This is a genomic window from Streptomyces sp. Y7, from assembly GCF_043195415.1.
Lineage (GTDB): Bacteria > Actinomycetota > Actinomycetes > Streptomycetales > Streptomycetaceae > Streptomyces.
This window is the reverse complement of sequence record NZ_JBIDDQ010000003.1, coordinates 22,064-37,982: the sequence shown is the minus strand read 5'-3', so window position 1 is coordinate 37,982 and position 15,919 is coordinate 22,064. Positions and strand designations below refer to the sequence as shown.

General features: G+C 71.1%; 13 protein-coding genes and 1 tRNA gene. 7 read left to right on the top strand and 7 right to left on the bottom strand.

Going from position 1 to position 15,919, the window contains the following annotated elements:
* Nucleotides 1–29: 29 nt before the first annotated feature.
* A complete protein-coding gene (locus tag ACGFW6_RS11245) occupies nucleotides 30–959 on the top strand; it encodes an intradiol ring-cleavage dioxygenase (protein ID WP_393507055.1) in 930 nt (309 codons plus the stop codon).
* 10 nt (nucleotides 960–969) lie between these two features.
* Nucleotides 970–1,797: a triphosphoribosyl-dephospho-CoA synthase gene (locus ACGFW6_RS11240; protein ID WP_393507053.1), complete on the top strand. Its 828-nt coding sequence runs from the start codon at nucleotides 970–972 to the stop codon at nucleotides 1,795–1,797.
* Nucleotides 1,798–2,120: 323 nt separating this feature from the next.
* Here ACGFW6_RS11240 and ACGFW6_RS11235 read toward each other — a convergent pair whose 3' ends face one another.
* Complete coding sequence (locus tag ACGFW6_RS11235) at nucleotides 2,121–3,611, bottom strand: aminopeptidase P family protein (RefSeq protein WP_393507051.1); 1,491 nt, start codon at nucleotides 3,609–3,611, stop codon at nucleotides 2,121–2,123.
* Nucleotides 3,612–3,852: 241 nt separating this feature from the next.
* Complete coding sequence (locus ACGFW6_RS11230) at nucleotides 3,853–5,364, bottom strand: PP2C family protein-serine/threonine phosphatase (protein ID WP_393507049.1); 1,512 nt, start codon at nucleotides 5,362–5,364, stop codon at nucleotides 3,853–3,855.
* 503 nt (nucleotides 5,365–5,867) lie between these two features.
* Here ACGFW6_RS11230 and ACGFW6_RS11225 point away from each other — a divergent pair.
* Nucleotides 5,868–6,527 carry a bifunctional DNA primase/polymerase gene (locus ACGFW6_RS11225; RefSeq protein WP_393507047.1) on the top strand — a complete coding sequence of 220 codons (660 nt, stop codon included), beginning with the start codon at nucleotides 5,868–5,870 and terminating at the stop codon, nucleotides 6,525–6,527.
* Between the two features lie 55 nt (nucleotides 6,528–6,582).
* Complete coding sequence (locus ACGFW6_RS11220; RefSeq protein WP_393507045.1) at nucleotides 6,583–7,254, top strand: hypothetical protein; 672 nt, start codon at nucleotides 6,583–6,585, stop codon at nucleotides 7,252–7,254.
* Nucleotides 7,255–7,497: 243 nt separating this feature from the next.
* Here the strand turns inward: ACGFW6_RS11220 and ACGFW6_RS11215 are convergent, their stop codons facing one another.
* From ACGFW6_RS11215 to ACGFW6_RS11205, 3 genes are all read right to left on the bottom strand, one after another.
* Complete coding sequence (locus ACGFW6_RS11215) at nucleotides 7,498–8,463, bottom strand: DUF5926 family protein (RefSeq protein ID WP_393507043.1); 966 nt, start codon at nucleotides 8,461–8,463, stop codon at nucleotides 7,498–7,500.
* Between the two features lie 173 nt (nucleotides 8,464–8,636).
* Entirely contained in the window at nucleotides 8,637–9,275 is a 639-nt protein-coding gene (locus ACGFW6_RS11210; protein WP_393507041.1) for an ATP-binding protein, read from the bottom strand.
* Nucleotides 9,276–9,462: 187 nt separating this feature from the next.
* On the bottom strand, nucleotides 9,463–10,290 hold the full coding sequence (locus ACGFW6_RS11205; protein WP_393507039.1) for a glycerophosphodiester phosphodiesterase: 828 nt from the start codon (nucleotides 10,288–10,290) through the stop codon (nucleotides 9,463–9,465).
* 268 nt (nucleotides 10,291–10,558) lie between these two features.
* Between ACGFW6_RS11205 and ACGFW6_RS11200 the strand changes: the two genes are divergently transcribed.
* From ACGFW6_RS11200 to ACGFW6_RS11190, 3 genes are all read left to right on the top strand, one after another.
* Nucleotides 10,559–12,076 carry a S1C family serine protease gene (locus ACGFW6_RS11200; protein ID WP_393507037.1) on the top strand — a complete coding sequence of 506 codons (1,518 nt, stop codon included), beginning with the start codon at nucleotides 10,559–10,561 and terminating at the stop codon, nucleotides 12,074–12,076.
* 392 nt (nucleotides 12,077–12,468) lie between these two features.
* Entirely contained in the window at nucleotides 12,469–14,232 is a 1,764-nt protein-coding gene (locus tag ACGFW6_RS11195) for a serine/threonine-protein kinase (RefSeq protein ID WP_393507035.1), read from the top strand.
* A 127-nt stretch (nucleotides 14,233–14,359) separates the two neighbouring features.
* Nucleotides 14,360–14,446 (top strand) — tRNA-Ser (locus ACGFW6_RS11190).
* Between the two features lie 158 nt (nucleotides 14,447–14,604).
* Here ACGFW6_RS11190 and ACGFW6_RS11185 read toward each other — a convergent pair.
* Both ACGFW6_RS11185 and ACGFW6_RS11180 read right to left on the bottom strand, forming a co-directional pair.
* On the bottom strand, nucleotides 14,605–15,075 hold the full coding sequence (locus tag ACGFW6_RS11185; protein WP_393507033.1) for a hypothetical protein: 471 nt from the start codon (nucleotides 15,073–15,075) through the stop codon (nucleotides 14,605–14,607).
* 346 nt (nucleotides 15,076–15,421) lie between these two features.
* Complete coding sequence (locus tag ACGFW6_RS11180; protein ID WP_393507031.1) at nucleotides 15,422–15,901, bottom strand: diadenosine tetraphosphate hydrolase; 480 nt, start codon at nucleotides 15,899–15,901, stop codon at nucleotides 15,422–15,424.
* Between the last annotated feature and the right edge of the window lie 18 nt (nucleotides 15,902–15,919).

Genomic DNA, 15,919 nt, shown 5'->3' with positions numbered 1-15,919 from the left:
TGATGGGTGGCGTCCCTACCTTCCTGGCCATGACGGGACATCACAGGGACGACTCGATCACCCGGCGCCGCGCCCTCGCGGTGACCGGTGGCACGGTCGCGGCGGGCGGGCTCGCCGCCGCCGGTTACCAGGCCGCCTTCGCCGACTCCGCCACGACCGCGGCCGAAGGGACGGCGACGGCCTCCGCGAGCGCTTCGGAGAGCTCGGGCTGCATGACGCTGATGTCGAGCGTCACCGAGGGCCCCTACTACCTCGACGGCGCCCTGGTGCGGAAGGACATCACCGAGGGCAAGAGCGGCGTCCCACTGACGCTGCGGCTCACGGTCGTCGACGCCACGGACGGCTGCACCCCGGTCAAGGGCGCCGCCGTCGAGATCTGGCACTGCGACGCCTGGGGGTACTACTCCGGCTACACCACGGCCAACCCCGGGGGCTCCGCGCCCGCCGAGAGCGAGGACGGCTCGACCGCCGACGACGACACGTACCTGCGGGGCTATCAGATCGCCAACGCCAACGGGGTGGTCAAGTTCGAGACGATCTTCCCCGGTTGGTACACGCCGCGTACCTGCCACATCCACCTCAAGGTGCACACCGGCGGTCAGAAGGCGGACGGCACCTACGAGGGCGGCAAGGTCAACCACACCGGCCAGCTCTTCTTCGACGACGCGATCGCCGAGGAGATCTTCACGCTGGAGCCGTACGCGCGGCACTCCGGCAGCTACACCACCCTCGACGACGACATGGTCTACGACGGCGGCGGCGCCCACAGCGGCCTGCTGACCCTTGAGGCCGTGCACAAGAAGGACCCCTCCAAGGGCTACAAGGGGTTCCTGACCGTCGCCGTCGACCCCGACGCCGAGAACACCGGAGCGGGCAGCGGCGGCGGTGGCGGGACACCGCCCGGAGACGCACCGAGCGACGCGGCCAGCGGGACCCCGTCGGCCTCGGCGTCCTCCTGAGGGGCCGGCCATGAGCAGCCGCGAGGACGAGGCGCTGGCACGGGCGGCCGTGACCGCGCTCACCGGACAGCTGGCCCTGGCCCCCAAGCCGGGCCTGCCCGACCCGCGGGACCTCGGCGCCCGCGTGAGCCGCAGGGACCACCGCATGCTGCGCTGGTCGGCGAAGGCGCTCGCGCCGGGCCTCGCGGCGATGGCCGCGGCCGCCCGGCGCACCGGCGAGCCCACCCCCGGCCTCCGCTGCGAACTGGGCGCGATCGGCAGGTGCACCGAGCACTCGGTGCACCTCGCGGGTGGCGGTCACCGGGGCGCCCTGTGGACCCTCGGCCTACTGGTCGCCGCGAGCGCGCTCGACCCCCGGGCCGGGGCGAGGGACGTCGCCGCGACCGCCAAACGCATCGCCGCGCACACCGACCGGCGCGCCCCGCGCAGGCCCTCCCGGGGTTCCTCGGTGTCCGCGAAGTACGGTGCCGCGGGCGCCCGCGGCGAGGCACGGGCCGGATTCCCGCATGTGCGGCGGGCGTTGGACGCCCTGAACAGGGCCCGCGCGTCCGGCGCCACCGAGGAACAGGCCCGCCTGGACGCCCTGCTCACGGTGATGTCCACCCTCCAGGACACCGAACTGCTCTACACGGCGGGCCCCCTGGGGCTGCGCCACGTCCAGGCAGGCGCCCGCGCGGTCCTGGAGGCGGGCGGCACGTCGGCCGAGGCAGGCGCGGCGGCCTCGGCGTCCCTCGACGCCGACCTGCACACCCGCGCATGGAGCCCACGAGGCAGCGCGGGCCTCCTGTCGGGCGCACTCTTCCTGGACTCCTTGCCGGTCCCAGCCCACCCCACATAACGGCAACGCCCGTATGGGGGCGCGGGGAACTGCGCGATGAGCCCCCAGGACCCGCAGAACACGACGCAGGGCGGGGCCCCGGTCCTTAGGGGCGCGGGGAACTGCGCGGTCAGCCCCCACGGCCCGCAGAACACGACGCAGGGCGGGGCGCGGGTCCTTAGGGGCGCGGGGAACTGCGCGATCAGCCCCCACGGCCCGCAGAACACGACGCAGGGCAGGGCCCGGGTCCTTAGGGGCGCGGGGAACTGCGCGACAAGCCCCCACCACCCGCAGAACACGACGATGGCCGGGCACCCCGCAGGTACCCGGCCATCGATCCGACGTCAGCCCTTCAGCGAGGCCATCCAGCTCTCGACCTCATCCGACCGACGCGGCAGCCCGTCGCTCAGGTTCCGGTTGCCGTCCTCGGTCACCAGGATGTCGTCCTCGATCCGCACCCCGATGCCCCGGTACTCCTCCGGCACCGTCAGATCGTCGGCCTGGAAGTACAGCCCCGGCTCGACGGTCAGCACCATGCCGGCCTCCAGCGTGCCGTCGACGTACGACTCCACGCGCGCGGCGGCGCAGTCGTGCACGTCCATGCCGAGCATGTGCCCGGTCCCGTGCAGCGTCCAGCGCCGCTGGAGCCCGAGCTCCAGCACCCGCTCCACCGGCCCCTCGACGAGCCCCCACTCGACCAGCTTCTCGGCGAGCACGCGCTGCGAGGCGTCGTGGAAGTCCCGGTACTTCGCGCCCGGCTGCACGGCCGCGATGCCGGCCTCCTGGGCCTCGTACACGGCGTCGTAGATCTTCTTCTGGATCTCGCTGTACCGGCCGTTGATCGGCAGCGTCCGCGTGACGTCGGCGGTGTAGTACGTGTGCGTCTCGACGCCCGCGTCGAGCAGCAGCAGGTCACCGGAGCGCACGGGTCCGTCGTTGCGCACCCAGTGCAGCGTGCAGGCGTGCGGACCGGCGGCGCAGATGGAGCCGTAGCCGACGTCGTTGCCCTCCACGCGCGCGCGGAGGAAGAAGGTGCCCTCGATGTAGCGCTCGGAGGTCGCCTCGGCCTTGTCGAGGACCTTCACGACGTCCTCGAAGCCGCGCACCGTCGAGTCGACGGCCTTCTGCAGCTCGCCGACCTCGAAGTCGTCCTTGACCAGCCGCGCCTCGGAGAGGAAGACGCGCAGTTCGGCGTCCCGCTCGGCGGTGACCTTGTCGGTCAGCGCGGCCTCGATGCCGGCGTCGTAGCCACGCACGACCCGGACCGGGCCGGTGGCCTCGCGCAGGGCGTCGGGCAGCTCGCGCACGTCGGAGGCCGGGATGCCGTACAGCTTCTCCGCCTCGGTCAGCGAGTGCCGGCGGCCGACCCACAGCTCGCCCTGGCCGGAGAGCCAGAACTCGCCGTTCTCCCGGTCGGAGCGGGGCAGGAGGTAGATCGTCGCCTCGTGGCCGTCCGCGACGGGTTCCAGGACCAGGACGCCGTCCTCGGTCTGGTTGCCCGACAGGTAGGCGTACTCGACCGACGCGCGGAAGGCGTACTCGGTGTCGTTCGAGCGGGTCTTCAGGTTGCCCGCGGGGATCACGAGACGCTCGCCCGGGAACCGTGCCGACAGCGCGGCGCGCCGCGCGGCGGTCTCGGCGACCTGGGCGATCGGCTGCAGGTCGTGCAGCTCCGTGTCGGCCCAGCCGGACTTCATGTTCTCGGCGAGCTCGTCGGACACGCCCGGGTACAGGCCGTTCTTCCGCTGCTTGATCGGCTCTTCGGACTCAGTCTCCGGGTCCGCTGCGGTGGCAGCAATGGACTCGGCCGGGGTGAGCTCGTCGGCCACGGTCATCCTCCTCGATACGGCACTGGACCTCATCCATCGTACGGTCGTACGGGATGGAGCCCGGGGCCGCCGGACGGCATGCCCGCCGGTGTTATGGCGCAGACGACGTGCTTGTTATGGCTGACCACGGCCCTGACACGGGCGGCCGACCTCGGCCCTGTCACGGGCGGCTGTCCTCGCCCTTGTCACGGCCGGCCGACCATGGCCGGCCCCGTCACGGCCCGACCACCGCGGCGCGCAAGGGCCGTCACTCGAAGCGTGCGGCAAGCAGGACGACGTCCTCGTCGCTGTCCGCCAGGTCCGCCCCCTGCGGCAGCACGGTCCGCAGGACGTGGTCGACGACGGCGTCCGGGTCGTGCCGGACGGCTCGCGGCACCCCGGCGGCCGCCGCGTGCAGCCGGGCGAAGGCGCGGTCGGTGGCGTCGCCGGTGCGGTGCAGCAGCCCGTCGGTGTACAGCAGAACCGTCTCTCCGGCTTCAGCGGTGATCTCCACGCTCGGCGCCTCCCAGCAGGCCAGCATGCCGAGCGGAGCGGAGACGGAGGTCTCCACGAACTCGGTGCGCCGGTCCCCGATCAGCAGCGGCGGGGTGTGCCCGGCTCCGGCGAGCGTGATCTTGCGCAGGGCGGGCTCGCAGTAGGCGAACAGCGCGGTGGCGGAGCGGGCCGGCTCGGTGAGCCGGAGCAGCAGCTCCAGGTCGGACAGGACCGCCACCGGGTCCTCGCCCTCCATCACGGCGTACGCCCGCAGGCTGGCCCTGAGCCGGCCCATCGCGGCGACCGCGCTCGGGCCGGACCCGGTCACCGAGCCGACCGCGAGTCCGAGCGCGGCGTCCGGGAGCGGCAGCGCGTCGTACCAGTCGCCGCCCCCGCGCGGGCCGGTGCGGTGCCTGGCGGCGAGCTGCACGCCGGCCATGCGCGGCAGCCGGGAGGGCAGCAGTTCCTCGGCCATCGTCCGCATGCAGGCGCGGGTGCGCTCGACTTCGAGGAGCCGGGCCAGGTGCTCGGTGGCGTAGCGGGTGTACAGGCCGATCAGATGACGCTGGCGCTCGGCCGGCTCCGCGGGCTCGTCGTACAGCCAGACGGCGGCGCCGAGACGCCCCGCGGCGTCCGTGGACAGCGGCAGGGCGTAGCTCGCGGCGTAGCCGAGGCGGGCGGCCACCTCGCGGTGACGGGGATCGAGGCCGTCCTCGGAGAGCAGGTCGGGCTGGGCGATCTCGCCGTCGGCGCCCGGCAGCCCGTCGAGGATCCTGCCGTACGACATCGCGCTGCGCGGCACCGTCTCGATGTGCCCGAGGTCGGCGCGGGCGAGGCCGAGGCCGATGGTCGTGTCGGGGCCCAGTCCGTCCGCGGGCTCCAGGACGACGAGCCCGCGCCGGGCGCCGACGAGGGCGGAGCCGGCGCGCAGCAGTTCCTCCAGCGCGTCGGCGAGGGTGGCCGTACGGGCCAGGCGTTCGGTGAGTTCGTGGAGCGTCGTGAGGTCCGAGACCCAGCCGGCGAGGCGGTCCTGGAGCAGGGCGCCGGGTGCGCTCGGCGGGGTGACCGCTGAGGCCCCCGAGGTCGCGGGCGCGGGCGCGACAGTGTGTGCGGGCGAGGGAACCGTCGAATCGATTCCGGCCACTTTCGGAGGGTGAGGAGCGTTCATGGCGTCCGGCTTTCCGACCGGTGCGTATTGCTCAAAAGCATCGCAAACCCCCATGTCATTCTGCGCCGCTAGCAGTGTCTCCACATGTACACGCACTCGTAAGGGGATGTCCAGCATTGTCCTGCTGGGATTCCTGGTGTCCGTGGGTCGCCGGAGCACTCCTGGTAGACCTCTTGCGTAAAGGCAAAGTTGGCTTAAAACTGCCTCAGGGAACGGGGTATTGCGGTCGACTGGTTTCGTTCCACGGAGCGTCACAGCGGTCGTGATGGGTACGTACTCGGTGAAGGCCAGGGGTGGTTGACAGTCACCCGGAACCTGGCGACGGACCCGGGCGTCTTAGCCACCGACGATCGTGCCCCATCCTCCCGTGGCGGAGGCGACGAGAAATACGCGCGACGGCAAAACGCCAGACTTCGCCACCCCACGCCACGCCCATGCTTTTGATAGACGCAGTATGGACGAGGCTGCCGCGGAAGCAGCCAACGCTCGGCCCATAGGGGTTTCCCTTGCTCTCGGCAGGGGTGTGATGCGCCAACAGGTACGCACAGTGAAGTGATCGACACATGGTGTGATGTGGACCACGGTGTTGCCAGCGGTGCAACGGAAAGGAACGAGCGCTCATGCGCGAGATCCTCGGAAGGCGACGCAGGCTCCTGCGCGGTGACGGGAGGCCTGAGCTGATCAGCGCGGCCCTGACCTTCGCGACGGAATGGCAGTGGCCCGTACTCCCGGGAGTGACGACGCACCCGCAGGGGCATTCCCGCTGCGGCTGCCCGGACCCGGACTGCACGGTTCCCGGTGCCCACCCCTTCGACCCCGGACTCCTCGCCGCCACCACCGACGAGCGCATGGTGCGCTGGTGGTGGACCAACCGGCCCGCGGCGCCGATCATCCTCGCCACCGGAGGCACCGCGCCGTGTGCGGTCAGCCTCCCCGCCCTGCCGGCCGCTCACGCACTGACCGCACTCGACCGCATGGGCATGCGCCTCGGCCCGGTCGTCGCCTCGCCCGCCCGCTGGGCGATCCTCGTGAAGCCGTACTCCATGGAGCAGCTGGGCGAACTGCTCTACGCCAAGGACTTCGTCCCCGGTTCGCTGCGCTTCCACGGCGAGGGCGGCTATCTCGCACTGCCCCCCTCCGAGACGGGTCAGGGTTCGATCAGCTGGCAGCGCGCCCCGCTGCCCGGCTCGGCCTCCCCGTGGGTGCCCGATGTGGAGGCCGTCGTCGACGCCGTGGTCGAGGCGCTCACTCGTACGGGTGTGAGCGCGCCCGAGTTGTAGGGGTGTCCGGCGCGCGCGGAAGGGCGCACCCGCGCGCGGTCGTTATCTTCCGGATATGCCGCGTCATTCCAGGGGAAACAGGGCACCGTCGTCACATCGCCGCGGGCCGAACCAGCGAAGAGTCCGACTGATCGCCCTCGCGTCCGTCGCGGCGGCCGCGATCGCGCTGCCGCTCGCCTGGGCCGCCGCGGGTCAGGTGGTCGAGGCGGGCCGCGCCGCCGTGGGGGGCGCGCCCGCGCGTGACGCCGTACGGTCCTCCCCGCAGGCCCCGAAGGGCGGCGCGCACCGTCCGACCCCGCACGGCGACGCCAAGGCGCCCACGGCCACGCCGTCCGACTCCCCGGCCCTGCTCGACCTGGGGCTCTCGACCGCCGTGCGCTGCGGTCCCGAACTCACCTCGCCGGAGGGCGTCGAGGCGCAGACCTGTGTTCTCACCCAGGGCGAGGACACCTGGGCGCGCACCTACTTCCGCAACGCGACCGGCGGTGCGCTGGACTCCGTACTGAGCCTCATGGGGCCCGGGGGGCGCACGATGCAGATGCGCTGCGAGGTGACCGCCGAGGACGAACCGGGCACCTGCGAGACGCCCCGGCAGCGCACGCGCGGGGGGCTGGACGCCTACACCGCGGTCACGGAGTTCGCGGAGCGGGCCGGTGGCGGTGCGCTGCTGCTGCGTTCCGCGAGCAACTCCGCGCCGGACAAATCGGGGACGCCCACGGACGGTTGACGGTCGACGTCATTCCGTAAAGAAGCGTGCACATGGAAAGACCCGGTTGCTGGCGACGGGGGATGCACCAGCAACCGGGCTAATGGAACGGTAACAAGAGATCGGCGGTTCGCAAATTCGATCCGGGCTTTCAAGTCACGGATTCCCTTGCTCCGTAGGGGAGTTGTGATCGGATTCACCTCTCCCGAACGGCCCGGTTCGGCTGAACGGCCGTTCAGCCGAACCCGATCTTCGCTACGCGTGTCAGCTGAGCGTGACCTGCCGGTTGGTCAGCCCGCCGCGCGCGCGACGCTCGTCCGGCGTGAGCGGGGCGTCCGTGGCCAGGGCCGCGGCGAGGCGTTCGGCGAATTCGGCCGCCGGCTTCTCCACGTCCTCGGCGCCGACACCGCTCGGCAGGTCCCAGACCGGCACGGTCAGGCCGTGAGCACGGAAGGAGCCCACCAGCCGGGTGCCCTCGCCGAGGTTCGAGCGGCCCGCCGCGTGCAGCCGCGCGAGGGCGTCCAGAAGCTGCTCCTCGGGGTGCGGCATGACCCAGCGCAGGTGGTTCTTGTCCGGCGTCTCGCACCAGTAGGCGGCGTCCACACCGGTCAGCTTCACGGTCGGGATCGCCGCGGCGTTCGCCCGCTCCAGGGAGGCCGCCACTTCCGGAGTGGCGTTCTCCGCGTCCGGGACCCAGAACTCGAAGCCCGTGTGCACAACTGGCTCGAACGCGCCTTCGGGGTCGAGCAGATCCTGGAGCCGGGGACCGTCGGCCGGGGCGCGGCGGCCCTGGACCGGGGTGCCGGGCTTGGCGGTGAGGGCCTGCTGCAGGGTGTCGGCGAGGTCGCGGCTGATGTCGCCCGACGCCGTGTCGTTCTGCAGGCCGAGCAGCACCGAGCCGTCGTCGCGGCGCAGGGCCGGCCAGGCCATCGGCAGCACCGTGGCCAGCGTGACGGACGGAACGCCGTCGGGAAGGCCGCCCTTCAGGGGCAGTTCGACGGTGGCGGCCGGGACCAGCTCACGCAGGGCCACCCAGTCGCACTCGCTGGGCAGTCCCGCGAAGGGGCGCTGCACCAGCTCGGTCACCGCGTGTGCGGCGGCCCGGCCGTGACAGGCCTTGTAACGCCGGCCGCTGCCGCAGGGGCAGGGTTCGCGCGCGCCGACCACCGGGATCTCTGCGTCGCTGAGCTGCGGGCGCTTGGCCTTGGTCTGGACTCGCTTCTTGGCCATCGTGGGTGTCTCCCGGTTACGGCTCGTCTGGTACGGGCGCGAGCCTAGCCGTTCACGCCATGGCCGACGGGAGGCTGTGGACAACGCAGCGGGTCGTGCCGGGCGTCCGGGGACGAACCGTCCGTGGACACACCGCCGCCGGTGCCCGCCGGGAGCGGAGCCCGGCCCGTGTTTCAGTCGCGGTCGTCGAAGGCGTCCGCGAATTCGAGGCCGGATATCGCGCGTACCGACGGGGCAGCGACGCGCGTAGCGAAGTCGTCCCGGAGGTGCCCGGCATCGGGATCGTGCACGTCGTCGTGGACCACGACCCAGACCGTGACCTCGCCCCGGGCGTCGTCCCGTACGCCCCAGTCGTCGGCGAGTGCGGTGATGATGTTCAGCCCGCGGCCGCCGTGTGCGGTGACCGAGGGCGTGGCCGGAGCAGGGCGGGTGGGTCCGCCGCCGTCCGTCACCTCCACCGTGAGCCTGCCGCCGGAGTCCACGCGCCATGCGGCCCGGACGTCGCCGTCCCCGGCCAGCGCGTCACCCAGCGGTCGGCCGTGCTTGCACGCATTGCTCAAGAGTTCGGAAAGAATAAGTACGGCGTCGTCGATGACCGATTCCGCAACGCCACCCGTGCGCAGTTGTTTGCGCATCCGGTGTCTTGCTTCCCCCACGCCCGCAGGACCATGGGGTACGGCCATGCTCGACGACGTGGGCACCTCCTGTGCCACCACCAACGCCACCCCCGAGACCTCCTTTGCCCCACGCCACGGTGTGGATGCCCCATTGGCCTGTACCGGAAACCGGCCAATCAACGTCCGGCGACGCATTCGCAACGATCGAATACGGACCGAACGCGCCGGAGCACTCCCTGTAATCGAGATGGCTGGAATTCTTCGGTGTGGCCGAGAGTGGAGGATGGGGCTGGAGGGGCGGCGGGGTCAAGAGGTTGTACAGGGATTCAAGGGGATATAGGGGTTTCCCGGTGCGCGGACCCGCTCCGCGAGCGCGCGTGGTTCAGCGGCCGAGCTGGTGCAGCACCGCGCGGGGGCGGTTGGTGATGATGGCGTCGACGCCCAGCTCGACACAGAGGTCGACGTCCTCCGGCTCGTTCACGGTCCACACGTGCACCTGGTGGCCGGCCTGCTTCAGGCGGTGCACATAGGCCGGGTGGCTGCGCACGATCCGGATCGAGGGACCGGCGATGTGGACCCCCGCGGGCAGCCGCCCGTCGCGCAGCCTCGGTGAGACGAACTGCATCAGGGAGACCGTCGGCAGGGTCGGCGACGCGGCACGCACGCGATGCAGCGAGCGCGCCGAGAAGCTCATGACCCGCACCGGGGACTCGGCCATCGAGACCGGCGTATCGAGGCCGAAACGCTTCAGCAGAAGCAGCAGCCGCTCCTCGACCTGGCCCGCCCACCGGGTCGGATGCTTGGTCTCGATGGCCATCTCCACGCGCCGCCCCGCGTCGGCGACGAGCTCCAGCAGGCGCTCCAGGGTCAGCACGGAGGTGTCCTCGGGGTCCTCGGGCCGGACCTCCCAGTCGGGCTCCTCGGCCCGGTTCTTCCACGAGTCACGGTTCTTGCGCGAGCCGAAGTCGAGGGCGGCGAGCTCGGCGAGCTCCAGTGCCGAGACCGCGCCGCGGCCGTTGGACGTACGGTTGACGCGGCGGTCGTGCACGCAGACGAGATGGCCGTCCGCGGTGAGGCGTACATCGCACTCGAGGGCGTCCGCACCGTCCTCGATCGCCTTCTTGTACGCGGCCAGGGTGTGTTCCGGAGCGTCCTCGGAGGCTCCGCGGTGGGCGACGACTTGGATCCGGTGCTGCCGTGCGTGGGTCACCGCGTCATGGTGCCACCGCACCCGGGTAGTCGTGCGACCGGAGCAGGATCCGGAGCATTGGGATTGCGCCCGTTTCGTCGCGGATGACCTATATAAAGAGTGGCCGTGGACGCACAGGCACCGCTTATGGTGCTCTGACGGCCCGTGGGAAAAGCTGACGACATACAAAAGACATGCACAGCTGAAGCGCACCGGCCATGAACAGACGTGAACGGGCGTGACCGAGTGCGACCGACAACACCAGCCGTGGATCTATAGGAGAGAAGCTGTGAGCACCGAGAACGAGGGCGCCGCGGTCCCCCCGGCCCCGTCCGCACCCCCCGTGCCGGCGGATGCTCCTGCTGCTCCGGCACCCCAGGAGCACCCCGCTCCGCGGGCCGACGCCGAACCCACCACTGAGCTGCCGCCGGTGCCGGGCACCGCGCCGGCGAGCTCGAACGGCACCCAGCCGTACGGTCCGCATCCCTACGCCGCGCAGGCCGCCGCCAACGGGGCGCAGCCGCCGGCCGACGGATCGCAGCCGCCCGCCTCCCAGGGCTCGGCCCCCGACGCCTCCTGGCCGCCTCCGCCGCCGCCCGGCACGCCGTACGGCGACGGCGGTGCCGGTGCGGGTGGCGCGGGCGGGGGTTCGGGCTGGGGAGCCGGCTACCAGCAGCCCGCGCCGAAGTCCGGCCGCGGGCGCGGGGGTCTGCTCGCCGCTGTCCTCATCGCCGCGCTGGTCGCGGGCGGCCTGGGCGGCGGTCTCGGCTACACCCTGGCCAAGAACGACGACAACACCTCCTCCACGACCGTCTCCGCGTCCGACAGCGGCGGCTCGGTCAAGCGCGACCCGGGCACCGTCGCGGGCGTGGCCGGCAAGGCGTTGCCCAGCACCGTCACCATCCAGGCCGAGAGCAGCAGCGGCGAGGGCGGAACCGGCACCGGCTTCGTCTTCGACACCGAGGGTCACATCGTCACCAACAACCACGTGGTGGCCGACGCGGTCGACGGCGGCAAGCTCACGGCGACGTTCCCGAACGGCAAGAGGTACGACGCCGAGGTCGTCGGCCACGCCCAGGGCTACGACGTGGCGGTCATCAAGCTCAAGAGCGCCCCGTCGGACCTCAAGCCCCTCACGCTCGGCGACTCCGACAAGGTGGCCGTCGGCGACTCGACGATCGCCATCGGCGCCCCCTTCGGCCTGTCCAACACCGTCACCACGGGCATCATCAGCGCCAAGAACCGCCCGGTCGCCTCCAGCGACGGCACCGGCAGCAACGCCTCCTACATGAGCGCCCTCCAGACGGACGCCTCCATCAACCCCGGCAACTCCGGCGGCCCGCTGCTGGACGCGCAGGGCAACGTCATCGGCATCAACTCCGCGATCCAGTCCGCCGCCAACGGCCTGGGCGGCACCAGCCAGTCCGGCTCGATCGGCCTCGGCTTCGCCATCCCGATCAACCAGGCGAAGTACGTCGCCCAGCAGCTGATCAAGACCGGTAAGCCGGTGTACGCCAAGATCGGCGCCTCCGTCTCCCTGGAGGACACCGGCGACGGCGCCAAGATCACCGAGCAGGGCGCCAGCGGTTCGGACGCGGTCGAGGCGGGCGGCCCCGCCGCCAAGGCCGGCCTCAAGCCGGGCGACGTCATCACCAAGCTCGACGACTCGGTGATCGACTCCGGTCCCACCCTGATCGGCGAGATCTGGACCCACCAGCCCGGCGACAAGGTCACGATCACCTACGAACGCGGCGGCAAGACTCACACCGTCGAACTGACCCTGGGCGCCCGCACCGGCGACAGCTGACGCGACGGGGACAGGCACGCGCGCGGGCGCGGCTCTCTTGGGAGCCGCGCCCTTGTCGTGCGGTGGGTTCGTGGGGGCCGTGCTTAGGGGGCGCGGTTGGGGTGGGGGGTGCTTGTCGGGTGCCGTCGGGGTGGGCCGTGGCTATCGGGCGCGGTCGGCCGGGGCCGTGCCTATCGGGTGCGGTCGGGGTGAGCCGTGCTCATGGGGTGCGGTCGTGGTGGGCCGTGCTCAGTGGGTGTGCCGCGTCCGGGTGAGTGCGCACCAGTGCCGAGTCCGGGCGGGTGCTCACCATGTCCATGCACCCTTATGGACTATCGTGCGTTCTCGACCTGGACTGTTCGCGATTGGGAAGCAACGCGCGAACGGGGTACGGAGAAGGGGGCGGTCTCGCGGTGTCCGATCTTGGGCGGTTGGTCGCCGACCGGTACCTGCTGGTGGAGCGGGTGGGCAGCGGCGGCATGGGCACCGTGTGGCGGGCCGAGGACACGCTGCTGGGCCGTCATGTCGCCCTGAAGAAGCTGCACATCCCGCCGCACCTCCAGGACGACGAGGTACGGACCCTCTACGAGCGCACCCGCCGCGAAGCCCGCAGCGCCGCCCGGATCGCCCACCCCAACGTGATCGTGGTGCACGACGTGCTCGACGACGAGGGCCTGCCGTGCATCGTCATGGAGTACATACCCTCGCTCACCCTCAGCGACGTCCTGAAGCAGCGCGGCGCCCTGCCGCCCACCGAGGCCGCCCGGATCGGGCGCGCCATGGCATCCGCCCTGCGCGCCGCCCATGACGCCGGGGTCCTGCACCGGGACGTCAAACCCGCGAACGTCCTCCTGGGCGAGTCAGGACGGATCGTCCTCACCGACTTCGGGATCGCCATGGAGTCCGGGACGTCCTCCCTGACCAAGCCGGGCGAACTGATCGGCTCCATCCGCTACCTGGCGCCCGAGCGACTCAGGGGCGCGCACCCCGAGACGGGTCCGGCAAGTGACCTCTGGGCGCTCGGGGCGACGCTGTACCAGTCGGTCGAGGGACGCGACCCCTTCCGCCGCGCCACCGCGATCGAGACGGCGTACGCCATCGCCACCGACCCCTACGATCCCCCGCGCAACGCCGGTGAACTGGCCCCGGTGATCGAGGGTCTGCTCGTCAAGGAGCCCGACGGGCGCATGGACGTGCACGAGGTCGAACGCCGCTTGGCGGACGTGACGGACACGCGTACGACCCGCGTCGAGCCGACGGTGCGACGGGAGAGGGCCGACGACCCGACGGTCCTCGAACGCACGCGCACGGAGAGGGCGGAGTGCACGAACGGCCCCGCACACGACGGACCTGAGCGACCTGAGCGACCTGAGCAACTTGAGGGACCCGACCGGCTTGAGGGACCCGAGCGGCTTGAGGGACTCAACCGGCTTGAGGGACCCGACCGGCTTGAGGGACCCGACCGGCCCGAGGGACCCGACCCACTCGACCGCACCGGCCGTCTCGATCGACCTGACCGCCTCGGCCGTCCGGGCAGCGGCAACCGCCGCCGTACGGTGATCCGGTCTGTCCTTGCGCTGGTGCTCGTCGCCTGTCTGGCGGGCGGGACCCTGTGGTGGCTGAAGGGGGGCGGGACCGACCGGTCGTCGGCTCACGGCTCCGGTGCCGACACACCCACGTCATCGGCGAGCGCGCCGAGTTCGGGCGTGACCACTCCGCCGCCCGTGCCGGCCGGATACCACCTGGAGGACGCGGGCAGCGGCATGTCCGTGCCCGTGCCGGACGGCTGGGAGCCCACGACGCTGCCCGGCGGCGAACTCGCGTACATCGACCCGACCGGCCTGGTGGGCCTGCGGGTCAACGTCGTGGAGTTCGCGGGCACCGACCCCGTCGAGCACTGGCGGGAGACGGAGGAGGAGCAGACCCGTCGCGACAACCCCGGCTACGAACGGGTGCGGATGGCGTCGACGACGTTCCGGGGACGACCCGCCGGGTACTGGGAGTTCACCTTCGACGGCAAGGCGCGGAAGTTCCGTGCGGCGGAATTGGCCTTCGCGAGCGAGGACGGCACCCAGTACGTGATCTACCTGTCCGCGCCGGACGCGGAGTGGCACGAACACCGCGCGGTCTTCGAGACCGCGACCAACGGGGCCCGCGTCGACAGCGACAAGCCCTGAGGCAGCCTCCCTCCCCTCCACGACCCCACTGAACGCACAGACCTCACCGCCCACACGGACCACACACCCGCGCACCGCGCGAGGCCGGTACTCTGTACCCGCTCCGCCCCTGGTGGACCGGAGCACGGGTGGGTTGCCCGAGCGGCCTAAGGGAACGGTCTTGAAAACCGTCGTGGCAGCGATGTCACCGTGGGTTCAAATCCCACACCCACCGCGCAGGTCAGATGACATGCAGGTCAGAAGGGGTGCCCCTGGTCGAGGGGCACCCCCTTGCGCTTTCACCGTGTCTCACCCTGGCTCGCCGGTTTCCCACGTCTGACCAGCGCGTGCGGCCAACCCGCGGCCAGGATCTGAACCAGCCCCGGTGAGTGGTTAGGGCGTCTGCGTGCCCATCGACCTAGAAGGCCCCGCCTGTAGCTGGTGGCCCGCACGCTGAGCCCATGCCCCAACTTGTTCCTTTAGTTCCCTTTCGCTTCTGAACAGTGCATTTTCATCACAATGGCCACCGCCGCCGAGGTGCTCTACGAAGTCGTCGTAGCCGCTGATGAGGCGGGTTGCCATGTCAGTCAGTGTTTCGACCGCATCCACTTCGCTGATGTCGACGGTGAGGTGAAGGGTCGCTTGCGCCAGCAGCAAGTCCTTGTGCTGTTGGTGCAAGGCTTCTTTGGCTGCCTGACCTTGGGCCGCAGTGTCACGGCCTTCCACATAGTGGGCTTCTGCCAGCCCCACTGCATGATTGAACGTGACGCGCAGATGCTCAATGGTCGATAGGTACGCGGCGAAGGCTTCACGCCTAGCGGCCCACAGGGCAAAGTCACGTTCGCCGACCAGCTGACGCTCCACTCCGTCAAGCATGCCTTTGGCCTGAGCCTTACCAGCGAGTAGACCGCCGACTGCACCAATGGCTCCACCTAGAACCGTGCCGGCCACAGCGATAGCAGCGGCCCAAACTGATGCAACCCCCGGATCCATGTCGGGATCCTGGCAGAGACGCAGGCCCTTCGCTATGGCTGCGATTCCCGCCTGGGGCGCTCGTCCTGCTCTGGACGCGCACCGGCTACTTGGAGGATCGGCCGATCCGGTGCACGGTTACCACCTTCCGGGGCGACTCGCCGGCCGTCCGAACCCCGTCGTCTGACCGTCACTGATCACGAGGGCCCGCCGACTGACGGTCGGTGGGCCCACACCGTCAGGCCATCGACCCCAGCTGATCGAGTTCGCTGCCGATCGCATCCCGCAGCACATCGTGCTGGGAGCCGAGACCGAACCGCTCGTCAGTCCAGCGGTCACGCGGATACAGCCACACAGGCTTGCCCACCAGCTCGGCCGGCTCCCAGTCGAACCTCGGCCACACGTGCGCATGCAGGAACGGGTCCGTGTTGCCGAGGATCTCCAGGTTGACCCGGCGGAAGCCGGGGTCGATCCGGCGACAGGCCCGCTCGACCGCTTCTCCCAGTTGGTCCATGTCGGACAGGAACGACAGTCGCTTGGCCCTGGGCAGGTCAGACAGCCGCTGAACATCCGGTTCGTCCGTGAGGAGTACCGAGTACCCGGGCAGGAACTGAACGTCGCCGATCGCCGCGAAGCCAGACTCAAGTTGCCGCAGCACGGTCGGGTTCTCACCCCGCAGAGCAGTCCCGACCCTGTCCGTCCGCCAGTCGCCGCTCATGGACCGAGCCTACCCATC